Genomic DNA, 10,767 nt, shown 5'->3' with positions numbered 1-10,767 from the left:
GCGCCGCGCGCAGCAGTTCCGGCCGCGCCGGATCGCCGAAGAACACCGTGCTGCCGAAGCGGCGCGTCAGCTCGACCTGCTCGATCGAATTCTCCAGCGCGGTGAACGGAATGCGGTGCGCACGCAGCACGCGCGCGACGATCTGGCCGACGCGGCCGAAGCCGGCGATGATCACCCGCGGCGTGTCCGCCTCGATGCGGTCGAAGGCGCGCTGCGGCTCGCGCGGCGCCTTGCCGAGTCCGCGCGCCGCGGCGATCACCAGCAGCGGCGTCAGCGCCATCGACAGCGTGATCACCAGCACCAGCACGTCGTGGTGCGCCGTGCCGAGCAGACGGCTGTCGTGCGCCAGCTTGAACACCACGAAGGCGAATTCGCCGCCGCCGGCCAGCAGCACGGCGAGACGCAGCGCGCCGGCACCGTCCAGCGCGCCGGCGAGGCGGCCGAGGCCGGCCAGCAGCGGCGCCTTCAGCGCCAGCAGCAGCAGCACCAGCACGGCGACCTGCAGCGGCAGCTTCAGCAGCAGCGACAGGTCCACCGACATGCCGACGCTGATGAAGAACAGGCCGAGCAGCAGGCCCTTGAACGGTTCGAGCTGCGCCTCGAGGTCGTGGCGGTATTCGGAGTCGGCCAGCAGCAGGCCGGCGAGGAACGCGCCCAGCGCCATCGACACGCCGGCCAGCGCCATCAGCCAGGCGGTGCCGATCACCACCAGCAGCGCGGTGGCGGTGGACACCTCGAGGATGCGCGTGCGCGCCACCACGCGGAACAGCGGCCGCAGCAAGTAGCGCCCGCCGACCACCACCGCGGCGATCACGCCGACCACGCGCAGCGCGCCGGCGAGATCGAAGGCGCTGGCATGGTCGACCGGCTGGCCGAGCAGCGGGATCAGCGCGATCAGCGGAATCGCCGCCAGGTCCTGGAACAGCAGGATGGCGAAAGCGAGCCGGCCGTGCGCGTGATTGAGCTCCTTGCGCTCGGCGAGGATCTGCAGGCCGAAGGCGGTCGACGACAGCGCCAGGCCGGCGCCGATCACCGCCGCCGCATGCAGCGGCATGCCGAAACCGAAGTGCGCCGCCGCGCCGATCACCAGCGTGGTCAGCAGCACCTGCGCCAGGCCGACGCCGAACACCGCGCGGCGCATCACCCACAGGCGCTGCGGCGACAGCTCCAGGCCGATCACGAACAGCAGCAGCACCACGCCCAGTTCGGAGACGCGCGCGACGTTCTCCGGGTTGTGCACCAGCTTCAGCACCGACGGACCGATCACCACGCCGGCGGCGAGGTAGCCGAACACGGCGCCGAGCTGGAAGCGCCTGGCCAGCGGCACCGCCAGCACCGTGGCCAGCAGGAAGATCACCGCGTACTGCAGGAAACCGTGCGTGTCCAAGCGCCGCGCTCCGTCAGGGGTGAGGGGATTATTCCACGCGCAGCCGCGTCGCCGGTCGCCGTTGCGCGCGAAGCGTGAACGCGCGCGTCACGCCGAATGGAGCAGGCCCTCGAGGCTCTGCAGGATCAACGCGGCGAGACGCGACACCGCCGCCGGCGGCTGCGCCTCGGCGCGATGCAGGCCGAGGCCCAGCATCGGCAGCGCGGGCAGGCCCGCTTCGCCGGCAGCGAGCGCGCGCACGCTGCCGGGCAGGCCGAGCGGCGTGCGCACGCTGACGCCGAGGCCGGCCGCGACCGCCGCCCAGGTACCGGCCAGGCTGGCGCTGGTGAAGGCGATGCGCCAGGGCAGACCGGCGCGGTCCAGTGCGGCGATCGCCGCGCTGCGCAACAGGCAGGGCGCTTCCAGCACCACCAGCGGCAACGGCTCGCCGTCGCGGCCTCCGGCCGGCGGCGCGCCGGCCGCGCCGATCCAGCGCATCGGCACCTCGCCGACGCGCTCGGCGTGCGCGCCGACGGCACCGGCGTCCCACGCCAGCGCGAGGTCCAGCCGGCCCGCGGCGACGCGCTCCAGCAGTTCGGCGTTGCGCGCGATGCGCACCTCCACCCGCACGCGCGGATGCGCGCGTGCGAAGCGCCCCAGCACTTCCGGCAGCAGGCCTTCGCCGAAATCTTCCTGCAGCCCCAGCCGCACCCAGCCTTCCAGTTCGACGCCGCGCACGGCGGCCGCCGCCTCGTCGTTCAGATCCAGCAGGCGCCGCGCGTAGCCCAGCAGGGTCTCGCCGGCGTCGGTCAATGCCAAGCCGCGGCCGGCCTTGCGCAGCAGCGGCGCGCCCGCCTGGTCTTCCAGCTTCCTCAGCTGCGCGCTGACCGCCGAGGTCGAGCGGCCGAGCCGTTCGGCTGCCTTGGCGAAGCTGCCCAGTTCGATGCCCAGCGCGAAGCTGCGCAGGACGTCGAGGTCGAAGTGAATGCGCCGCATGCCGATCATCCCGATTTATCGAATGAATGATTCGAAATTTCCCGATTTTCCGAGCGAACTTGGCGCGCTACCGTAGGCCGCGTCAAGCCCTGCCGCCGGAGGAACGCTGCGATGCTCGCCATGCAATACGCCTTCACCCTGCCGGCGGACTACGACATGGCGATCATTCGCCGGCGCATCGCCGACAAGGGGCCGGCGCTGGACGACTTCCCCGGCCTGGTGTTCAAGGCCTATCTCTACGCCGACCGCCACGCGCGCGACTTGCGCAGCCGCGAACACCGCTACGCGCCGTTCTACCTGTGGCGCGACGCGGCGGCGATGAACGCCTTCCTCGAAGGCGCCGGTTTCGCCGCGCTGATCGGCGCCTTCGGCTGGCCGTCGCTGCGCACGTGGTCGCCGTGGGCGGCGGAGCTGTCGCCGACGATCGGCGCGGCGGCCTGCGCCACGCAAGACACGGCGGCCATCGCCCCTTACGCGGCGCTCGACGCGCTGGCGGAGGAGGAACGCGAGGCGGCACGCCGCGCCGTTGCGCACGGCGGTGCGCTGGCCGCGATCGCGGCGTTCGACCCGACCCGCTGGACGCGCGTGCGGCTGCGCCTGTGGCGTACGCCACCCATGGCGCCCGCCGACGACGGCACGCAGCGCTACGCGGTCGGTCACGTGTCGCGGCCGGGCGTACCCGCCGCCTGACGCGCCTTGCGCCGCGATCGGCTTCTCTTAAGTCCCGTAAAGGAAACCCACATGCCGCTCGTCCGCATCGCCCTGCGCCGGGGCAAGTCGCCGCAGTACCTCCAAGCGCTGCAGCAGAGCGTGTACCTCGCGATGACCGAGGCCTTCGACGTGCCGGAGAACGATCGCTTCATCCTGATCAGCCAGCACGAGCCGCAGGAATTCCACTGCGATCGCCACTACCTCGGCATCGAGCGCAGCGACGCGCTGGTGATCGTGCAGATCACCTGCAACAGCACGCGCAGCACCGCGCAGAAGCAGGCGTTCTACGCGCGTCTGGCCGAGCGGCTGGCGGCAAGTCCGGGCCTGCGCCCGCAGGACGTGTTCGTCAATCTGGTGGAAGCGCCGAAGGAGAACTGGTCCTTCGGCGACGGCATCGCGCAGTACGCGTGAGCGCGCTCAGCCGCCGCGCAGCCAGCGCGCGGCGTCCAGCGCGAAGTAGGTGAGGATGGCGTCGGCGCCGGCGCGCTTGATGCCGACCAGCGCCTCCAGCGCGCAGGCGCGCTCGTCGATCCAGCCGTTCCGCCCGGCCGCCTTCAGCATCGCGTACTCGCCGCTCACCTGGTAGACGAAGGTCGGCGCGCCGAAGCGCTCCTTCACGCGGCGCACGATGTCGAGGTAGGGCAGGCCCGGCTTCACCATCACCGCGTCGGCGCCCTCTTCCAGATCCAGCGCCACTTCGCGCAGCGCCTCGTCGCCGTTGGCGACGTCCATCTGGTAGGTGTGCTTGCCGCCCTTGCCGAGGCTGGCGGCGGAGCCGACCGCGTCGCGGAACGGCCCGTAGAAGCTGGAGGCGTACTTCGCCGAGTAGGCGAGGATGCGCGTGTGGATCAGCCCCGCGGCCTCCAGCGCTTGGCGGATCGCGCCGATGCGGCCGTCCATCATGTCCGACGGCGCGACGAAATCGGCGCCGGCCTCGGCCTGCGCCAGCGCCTGCCTCACCAGCGCGGCGGTGGTCTCGTCGTTGAGCACGTAGCCGGAGGCGTCGATCAAGCCGTCCTGGCCGTGCGTGGTGTACGGGTCGAGCGCGACGTCGGTGATCACGCCGAGTTCGGGCAGGCGCTGCTTGAGCGCGCGCACCGCGCGCTGCACCAGGCCGTCGGGATTCCACGCCTCGCGCGCGTCCTCGCTCTTCGCGGCCGCGTCCGGCGCCGGAAACAGCGCCAGCGCCGGCACGCCGAGGCGCAGCGCCTCCTCGCCCACCTTCAGCAGTTCGTCGATCGCCAGGCGTTCGACGCCGGGCATCGATGCCACCGGCTCGCGCACGCCCCGCCCCTCGCGCACGAACACCGGCAGGATCAGGTCGGCGGGCGTCAGCACGGTCTCGCGCATCAGCGCACGCGAGAAGGCGTCGCGGCGCATGCGCCGCATGCGGATGGCGGGGAAGCCCATCGTTCGGATCCTGGCGGTTCGAAACCGCCATTGTAACGGCCGCGCGCGCCGGCGGGTCTGTAGCCATGGTCGCAGGCGAGGCGCCGCCGCCACGCAAACGCCCTTGCGCCGCCCGCGATCGCGAGAACGCCGTCACGCGCCGCGCAGCGGCACGAACGATGCTTCGGGAATGTGAGCGGGATCGCGGATCGCCGGCGCGGCTTGCGGCTTGATAGCGCCGGACGGTTCCGTTAAATTCGGATTAAGGCGGATTGATTTATACAGGGGACGCAAGGTCTTCGGCTTTTTTGATCGCCTGGCGTCGAGCATTCGATTACAAGCTGCTGATCGAGAACAACTATGCTGCCCCCGATTGCCGTACTGAGCCTGCTGGGCGTCGCCCTGCTGCTGGTCGCCGCCTCGATCAAGCGCATTCCCGAAGGCCACGTCTACACGCTGCGCCGGCTCGGCCGGCCGGCGCGCACGCTGACCTCGGGCACGCACGTGGTGCTGCCGCTGGTCGAGCGCGTGGCGCACAAGATCAGTCTCTCCGGCCACGCGCTGCAGCTCGACGAGCGCGTCGCGCTGAACGACGGCGGCGCGCCGACCGCGCTGCGCGGCAAGGTCTACTGGCAGGTGCTCGAGCCGGACCGCGCCGACGCCGTGATCGAACGCGCCGACGAGCTGATCCGCGCGCGCACGTTGAACGCGCTGCGCGAGGCGGAGAATCCCGCCGCCGAGGACGGCCGCGCGCGCAACGCCCGCCTCAAGCAGGCGCTGAACGCGGCGCTGCGCGAGCGCGGCGTGCTGGTGACGCGCGTCGACGTCGACCTCGCCGCCTGAATCGCCGCCTCCCGCCGCCTCGCAGAAGGCCCGCCGCGCGCGGGCCTTCGCGTTTCCGCCGCACTGGATTCCGCGCGGCGGCGCCCGGATACTTGGCGGTCCGCCGCGGCCGCCGCCGCGCGAAGGGGATGACGCGGCATGGCCGAGCGCGAGGCGCTCAAGCGCAGGCTGGAAGACGGCATCGCCCGGCTGGGGCTGACGCTGCCGGCCGACGCGGTCGCGCGCCTGCTCGCCTACCTCGCCCTGCTGGAACGCTGGAACGCCGCCTACAACCTCACCGCGGTGCGCGAACCCGAGGCGATGGTGACGCGGCACCTGCTGGACTCGCTGGCGGTGGCGCCGTACGTCGAGGGCGCCACGCTGGCCGATCTCGGCAGCGGCGCCGGCCTGCCCGGCATCCCGCTGGCGATCGCCGCGCCGCGGCGGCAGGTGACGCTGGTCGACGCCAACGGCAAGAAGGCGCGCTTCCTGCGCGCGGCGGTGCGCGAGCTCGCGCTCGGCAACGCGCGCGTGATCGAGGGCCGCGTCGAGGACGTCGCGGGCCGCTACGACTGCATCACCGCGCGCGCCTTCGCCAGCCTGGCGGAGATGCTGGCCTGGGGCGGCCATCTGCTGGCGCCGGGCGGGGCGTGGCTGGCGCTGAAGGGGCGCTACCCGGACGACGAGCTGGCGGCGCTGCCGGCCGGCTTCCGCGTCGAGGCGGTGCATCGCCTCGCCGTGCCGGGCCTGGACGCGGAGCGGCACCTGGTGGTGCTGCGCCGGGCCGAAGACTGACCGCGGATGCTACCCTTCGCTTCCGCGCCGCGGTCGGCGGGCTCCGCCGCCGCGGTCACCGAGGACACGTTTCGCCACGCTGGCCGGTAAGCCCATGACGCGCATCATCGCCATCGCCAACCAGAAGGGCGGGGTCGGCAAGACCACCACCGCCGTCAATCTCGCCGCGGCGCTGGCCGAGGCGCGGCGCAAGGTCCTGCTGGTCGACCTCGACCCGCAGGGCAACGCCACCATGGCCTCCGGCGTGGACAAGCGCGAGGTGCAGGCGACCGGCTGCGAGGTGCTGCTGGAAGAAGTGCCGATCGAGCGCGCGATCCTCGCCACCGAAGCCGGCTTCGACCTGCTGCCCGCCAACCGCGACCTGACCGCGGCCGAACTCAAGCTGATGGATGCGATCGCGCGCGAGTCGCGGCTGAAGGACCAGCTGGCCAAGCTCGGCGAGCGCTACCACGTCGTCCTGATCGACTGCCCGCCGTCGCTGCACCTCTTGACGCTGAACGCGCTGACCGCGGCGCACAGCGTGCTGATCCCGGTGCAGTGCGAGTACTTCGCGCTGGAGGGGCTGACCGCGCTGCTCGACACCATCAAGGCGGTGCGCCAGCGGCTCAACCCGGCGCTGGAGCTGGAGGGCCTGCTGCGCACCATGTACGACGTGCGCAACAACCTCGGCAACGACGTCTCCGCGCAGCTCACCAAGCACTTCGGCGACAAGGTGCTGCGCTCGATCATCCCGCGCAACGTGCGCCTGGCCGAAGCGCCGAGCCACGGCAAGCCGATCAACCTGTACGACCGCGAATCGCGCGGCGCGATCGCCTACCTCGGCCTCGCCGGCGAGATGATCCGCCGCGAGCGCATGGCCGGCGCGCCGCCGAGCAGCAGCGTCAACTGAGGGAACGATGATGGCAGCGAAACGGCGCGGACTGGGCGCGCGCGACCTCGACGCCCTGCTGGGCGGCTCCCTGGAGGAGGCGGCGAGCGCCGCCGCGGAATCGGGCGAGCTGCGCAGCCTGCCGGTGGCCGCGATCCAGCCCGGCAAGTACCAGCCGCGCCGGCATTTCGACGACGCCCGCATCGAGGAGCTGGCCGCGTCGATCCGCGCGCAGGGCCTGATCCAGCCGGTGGTGGTGCGCGCGCTCGGCCGCGACCGCTACGAGCTGATCGCCGGCGAGCGCCGCTGGCGCGCCGCGCAGAAGGCCGGCCTCGCCGAGGTGCCGGCGGTGGTCAAGGACGTGCCGGAACAGGCCGTGCTGGCGATGGCGCTGATCGAGAACATCCAGCGCGAGGACCTCTCGCCGCTGGAGGAAGCGCAGGCCCTGCAACGCCTGATCGACGAATTCGAGCTGACCCACCAGCAGGCCGCCGACGCGGTCGGCCGCTCGCGCGCGGCGGTGTCGAACTTGCTGCGCCTGCTCGAGCTGCCCGCGCCCATCCGCCAGCTGCTGGACGACTTCAAGCTGGAGATGGGCCACGCGCGCGCGCTCGCCACGCTGCCCGAGGCCAGGGCGGTGGCGCTGGCGCAGGAAGCCGCCGACAAGGAATGGTCGGTGCGCGAGCTGGAGGAAGCCGCGCGCCGCGCGCAGACCGCGCCGAAGGGCAAGGCCAAGGCCGCGGCCGCGGCGCGCGACCCCAACATCGACGCGCTGGAACGCGAATTGTCCGAGCGCCTCGCCGCGCGCGTGACGATCGCCCACGGCCGCAACGGCCGCGGCAAGCTGACCATCCGCTACCACAGCCTGGACGAACTGGAAGGCATCCTCGAACGGCTGCGCTGAGCGGTCGCCCGGCGCCGGCGGGCGCATGAACGTGACGCCGTTCCGGGTTATCGTGGGCTCGGCGGCCACTCCCTGAAAGCCGATGCCCCTGCAGCCGGTCACCTCCAGCGTGAGTCCCAGACAGCGACAGTTCGAGGCGCTGGCGCGCGCGCATGCGGGCGACCTGTTCCGGTTCGGCTACTGGCTGTGCGGCGACGAGGCCCTGGCGCAGGACCTCGTGCAGGAAACCCTGCTGCGCGCCTGGCGCGCGCTGGACAGCCTGCGCGACGGCATGGCGGCCAAGGCCTGGTTGCTGACCATCCTGCGCCGCGAACACGCGCGCCTGTACGAACGCAAGAGTTTCGACCTGACCGAGATCGACGAGAACCTGCCGGACGACGCCGCCTGGGCCAGCCCCGAACAGGCGGCGAGCGATACCGAGCTGCGTGCCGCCATGCTGAAGTTGCCGACCAAGTACCGCGAACCGCTGCTGCTGCAGGTGCTGGGCGGGCTGTCCTGCGAGGAGATCGCCGCCGAGCTGGGCGGCACGCCGGGCGCGGTGATGACCCAGTTGTTCCGCGCGCGGCAGAAGCTGCGCGAGCTGCTGGACGCCGACCGGCGGGGGGTGGCGCGTGGAATGCCTTGAGTTCCGCCGCCGCCTGGGCGCCGAGCCGCAGACGCGCGAGCCGGCGTTCCTCGCCCACCGCGACGCCTGCCCGGCCTGCGCCGAGGCGTGGCAGCGCGCGCAGCGCTTCGAGCGCCGCCTCGAGGACGCGCTGGCCGTGGCCGTGCCCGAGGGCCTGGTCGACCGCGTGCTGCTGGCGCAGGCCACCGGCGAGCGCCGCGCGCGCCAGCGCCGCGTGCTCGGCTTCGCCCTGGCCGCCTCGCTGCTGGTGGCGCTGGCCGCCGGCTTCGTCGGCTTCGCCTGGATGCGCCACGACCCGCTGCCGGCGCTGGCGGTGGCGCACCTCGCCGAGGAGCCGCAGGCCTTCGTCGCCACCACGGCGGCGCCGGCCGAGCGCGTGCGCGCCGATTTCGCCGTGCGCGGGGTCAACCTGCGCGCGGTGCCGACGGGCATCACCTACGTCAACGACTGCCGCGTCGGCGCGTACCGCACCGTGCACATGGTGATGCGCATGGATGCGGAACCGGTGGTCGTGTTCTACGTCGCCAACCGGCGCACGCCGCACATGCGCGAGTTCCGCCAGGGAAGCTGGCAGGGCCGCGAACTGCCGCTGGCCGGCGGCACCCTGCTGATGCTGGCCAGCGACGCGCAGCCGTTCCCGGCGGTCGAGCACGCCTGGCGCGACGCGCTCGAGGGGCCGGCCGCGACCGCGCTGGGCAGCTTTTAGGAACGCTCCGAGCCATTCCGCGCGGGCCGGCGGCGGATCGGCGATAATGCCGCGTTCGCGTCCCCGGAATCCGCGCCATGCCCGAGCTTTCCGTCGTCGTGCCCGTATTCAACGAGCGCGACAACATCCCGCCGCTGCTCGCCGAGATCGCCGCCGCGCTGCGTGGCCGCATCGACTTCGAGATCGTCTACGTCGACGACTGCAGCAAGGACGACAGCCTCGCCGTGCTCAAGGCCGAGAAGGCGAAGTACCCCGAGCTGCGCGTGCTGCGCCACCTCGTCCAGAGCGGCCAGAGCACCGCCGTGTGGACCGGCGTGCGTGCCGCGCGCGGCGCCTGGATCGCCACCCTGGACGGCGACGGCCAGAACGACCCGGCCGACATCCCCAAGCTGCTGGCGGCGCGCGAGCGCGCCGCGCCGGAGGTGAAGCTGTTCGCCGGCTGGCGCACCACGCGCCGCGACAGTTTCAACAAGCGCATTTCCTCGAAGATCGCCAACGCGGTGCGCTCGCGCATGCTGCGCGACGCCACGCCGGACACCGGCTGCGGGCTGAAGCTGTTCGAGCGCGAGACCTTTCTCGCCCTGCCCTACTTCGACCACATGCACCGCTACCTGCCGGCGCTGGTCAAGCGCGCCGGCTTCCGCAGCGAGAGCGTGCCGGTCAACCACCGCCCACGCACGCGCGGCACCTCCAAGTACGGCATGCTCGACCGCCTGTGGGTCGGCCTCGCCGACCTGCGCGGCGTGGCCTGGCTGATGCGCCGCGCGAAGGTGACGCGGGTCGAGGAGCTGTAATCGCGCCCGCGTCTGTCCCGCCGCGAGGAAGGCGCCCGCGCGCCGTTCCTTCTCCCCGGCGGGGAGAAGGTGCCGAGGGCAGATGAGGGGGACGCGCGGCGTGTCGACGGGGACGTCGGCGCCGGCGTTTGGAATGCGGGCAGCTTTTGCAGAGCATGTCCGCTTGCCATCAAGGCATCGGCCAAGCGCATGCGGGTGTGATGCGAGCAACCTTCCCTGGGGCTCCGCCCGCTCGCCATCCATGGCTCGCCCGCAGTTAGCGCACGCGATGCCCCCGGCATCGCGTAAACGCGCTAACTGCGACCCTTCGCCATCGGCAGGTCGGCTTGGGCCCAGGCGGCGTTGCCGCCGCCCAGCGTGTGCACGCGGGTGAAGCCGGCCTTGACCAGGCGCCGCGCCGCGTTGCCGGCGGTCGTGCCGGAGCGGCAGGTCAGCACGACCGGCAGGTCCCTGGCCTTGGCGAGATCCTTGTGCTCGGGATCGAACTGGCTCATCAGCACGTGGCGCGCGCCGGGGATGTGGCCCTTCTCGAAATCCGCCAGCGGCGAGAGGTCGATCACCAGCGCGTTCTCGCGGTTGATCAGCTGGGTCAGCGCGGCCGGCGTCAGCTCCTTGTAGCCGCGGAACAGGCGCGCGGCCTCGGTGAAGACCAGCGCCAGCAGCAGGCCGACGAAAGCCGCGATCAGCAGCGGGTGGTGGGCGGCGAACTCGGGCAGGCGGTGCAGGAAGTCGGTCATCGGAGCGGTCGCGCGGGGCGGAAAACGGCGATTATGCGGCAGGGGGGGCCCCCC

General features: G+C 72.4%; 14 protein-coding genes. 9 read left to right on the top strand and 5 right to left on the bottom strand.

Features of this window, described 5'->3' with window-relative positions; genetic code table 11:
* Together MBSD_RS06355 and MBSD_RS06350 are read right to left on the bottom strand one after the other, a co-directional pair.
* Window positions 1-1,387 (bottom strand): monovalent cation:proton antiporter-2 (CPA2) family protein (locus tag MBSD_RS06355; RefSeq protein WP_062536131.1); only part of this gene is annotated, 1,387 nt, incomplete at its 3' end.
* An 87-nt stretch (window positions 1,388-1,474) separates the two neighbouring features.
* Window positions 1,475-2,362 carry a LysR substrate-binding domain-containing protein gene (locus MBSD_RS06350; RefSeq protein ID WP_062536133.1) on the bottom strand — a complete coding sequence of 296 codons (888 nt, stop codon included), beginning with the start codon at window positions 2,360-2,362 and terminating at the stop codon, window positions 1,475-1,477.
* A gap of 111 nt (window positions 2,363-2,473) precedes the next feature.
* Between MBSD_RS06350 and MBSD_RS06345 the strand changes: the two genes are divergently transcribed.
* Together MBSD_RS06345 and MBSD_RS06340 are read left to right on the top strand one after the other, a co-directional pair.
* Complete coding sequence (locus tag MBSD_RS06345; protein ID WP_062536129.1) at window positions 2,474-3,052, top strand: DUF4865 family protein; 579 nt, start codon at window positions 2,474-2,476, stop codon at window positions 3,050-3,052.
* A 51-nt stretch (window positions 3,053-3,103) separates the two neighbouring features.
* On the top strand, window positions 3,104-3,484 hold the full coding sequence (locus tag MBSD_RS06340) for a tautomerase family protein (RefSeq protein WP_062536127.1): 381 nt from the start codon (window positions 3,104-3,106) through the stop codon (window positions 3,482-3,484).
* 6 nt (window positions 3,485-3,490) lie between these two features.
* Here the strand turns inward: MBSD_RS06340 and hemB are convergent, their stop codons facing one another.
* Window positions 3,491-4,483: a porphobilinogen synthase gene (gene hemB, locus MBSD_RS06335; RefSeq protein ID WP_062536126.1), complete on the bottom strand. Its 993-nt coding sequence runs from the start codon at window positions 4,481-4,483 to the stop codon at window positions 3,491-3,493.
* 132 nt (window positions 4,484-4,615) lie between these two features.
* Window positions 4,616-4,792 carry a hypothetical protein gene (locus MBSD_RS15375; RefSeq protein WP_187300565.1) on the bottom strand — a complete coding sequence of 59 codons (177 nt, stop codon included), beginning with the start codon at window positions 4,790-4,792 and terminating at the stop codon, window positions 4,616-4,618.
* 30 nt (window positions 4,793-4,822) lie between these two features.
* On the opposite strand from MBSD_RS15375, the gene MBSD_RS06330 reads away from it, so the two are divergent.
* From MBSD_RS06330 to MBSD_RS06300, 7 genes are all read left to right on the top strand, one after another.
* Window positions 4,823-5,305, top strand: a complete 483-nt coding sequence (locus MBSD_RS06330; RefSeq protein WP_062536124.1) for an SPFH domain-containing protein — start codon at window positions 4,823-4,825, stop codon at window positions 5,303-5,305.
* Window positions 5,306-5,443: 138 nt separating this feature from the next.
* Entirely contained in the window at window positions 5,444-6,079 is a 636-nt protein-coding gene (rsmG, locus tag MBSD_RS06325; RefSeq protein ID WP_062536122.1) for a 16S rRNA (guanine(527)-N(7))-methyltransferase RsmG, read from the top strand.
* Window positions 6,080-6,173: 94 nt separating this feature from the next.
* Complete coding sequence (locus tag MBSD_RS06320) at window positions 6,174-6,968, top strand: ParA family protein (RefSeq protein ID WP_062536120.1); 795 nt, start codon at window positions 6,174-6,176, stop codon at window positions 6,966-6,968.
* 7 nt (window positions 6,969-6,975) lie between these two features.
* Window positions 6,976-7,851, top strand: a complete 876-nt coding sequence (locus tag MBSD_RS06315; RefSeq protein ID WP_062536119.1) for a ParB/RepB/Spo0J family partition protein — start codon at window positions 6,976-6,978, stop codon at window positions 7,849-7,851.
* A gap of 82 nt (window positions 7,852-7,933) precedes the next feature.
* A complete protein-coding gene (locus MBSD_RS06310; protein ID WP_062536117.1) occupies window positions 7,934-8,476 on the top strand; it encodes a sigma-70 family RNA polymerase sigma factor in 543 nt (180 codons plus the stop codon).
* Complete coding sequence (locus tag MBSD_RS06305; protein ID WP_062536115.1) at window positions 8,463-9,182, top strand: DUF3379 family protein; 720 nt, start codon at window positions 8,463-8,465, stop codon at window positions 9,180-9,182. The genes MBSD_RS06310 and MBSD_RS06305 overlap by 14 nt, the downstream gene beginning before the upstream one ends.
* Window positions 9,183-9,259: 77 nt before the next feature.
* On the top strand, window positions 9,260-9,976 hold the full coding sequence (locus tag MBSD_RS06300; protein ID WP_062536113.1) for a glycosyltransferase family 2 protein: 717 nt from the start codon (window positions 9,260-9,262) through the stop codon (window positions 9,974-9,976).
* A 293-nt stretch (window positions 9,977-10,269) separates the two neighbouring features.
* Here the strand turns inward: MBSD_RS06300 and MBSD_RS06295 are convergent, their stop codons facing one another.
* A complete protein-coding gene (locus MBSD_RS06295) occupies window positions 10,270-10,713 on the bottom strand; it encodes a rhodanese-like domain-containing protein (RefSeq protein WP_062536111.1) in 444 nt (147 codons plus the stop codon).
* Window positions 10,714-10,767: the final 54 nt, after the last annotated feature.

The organism is Mizugakiibacter sediminis (genome assembly GCF_000953855.2).
GTDB lineage: Bacteria > Pseudomonadota > Gammaproteobacteria > Xanthomonadales > Rhodanobacteraceae > Mizugakiibacter > Mizugakiibacter sediminis.
This window is presented reverse-complemented; position numbering and strand designations above follow the sequence as displayed.

Excerpts from the sequence above, each read along its gene's own strand:
- MBSD_RS06350 (WP_062536133.1), bottom strand. The coding sequence starts at position 2,362 with ATGCGGCGCATTCACTTCGACCTCGACGTCCTGCGCAGCTTCGCGCTG.
- MBSD_RS06345 (WP_062536129.1), top strand. The coding sequence starts at position 2,474 with ATGCTCGCCATGCAATACGCCTTCACCCTGCCGGCGGACTACGACATG.
- MBSD_RS06340 (WP_062536127.1), top strand. The coding sequence starts at position 3,104 with ATGCCGCTCGTCCGCATCGCCCTGCGCCGGGGCAAGTCGCCGCAGTAC.
- hemB (WP_062536126.1), bottom strand. The coding sequence starts at position 4,483 with ATGGGCTTCCCCGCCATCCGCATGCGGCGCATGCGCCGCGACGCCTTC.
- MBSD_RS15375 (WP_187300565.1), bottom strand. The coding sequence starts at position 4,792 with ATGCTCGACGCCAGGCGATCAAAAAAGCCGAAGACCTTGCGTCCCCTG.
- MBSD_RS06330 (WP_062536124.1), top strand. The coding sequence starts at position 4,823 with ATGCTGCCCCCGATTGCCGTACTGAGCCTGCTGGGCGTCGCCCTGCTG.
- rsmG (WP_062536122.1), top strand. The coding sequence starts at position 5,444 with ATGGCCGAGCGCGAGGCGCTCAAGCGCAGGCTGGAAGACGGCATCGCC.
- MBSD_RS06320 (WP_062536120.1), top strand. The coding sequence starts at position 6,174 with ATGACGCGCATCATCGCCATCGCCAACCAGAAGGGCGGGGTCGGCAAG.
- MBSD_RS06315 (WP_062536119.1), top strand. The coding sequence starts at position 6,976 with ATGATGGCAGCGAAACGGCGCGGACTGGGCGCGCGCGACCTCGACGCC.
- MBSD_RS06310 (WP_062536117.1), top strand. The coding sequence starts at position 7,934 with ATGCCCCTGCAGCCGGTCACCTCCAGCGTGAGTCCCAGACAGCGACAG.
- MBSD_RS06300 (WP_062536113.1), top strand. The coding sequence starts at position 9,260 with ATGCCCGAGCTTTCCGTCGTCGTGCCCGTATTCAACGAGCGCGACAAC.
- MBSD_RS06295 (WP_062536111.1), bottom strand. The coding sequence starts at position 10,713 with ATGACCGACTTCCTGCACCGCCTGCCCGAGTTCGCCGCCCACCACCCG.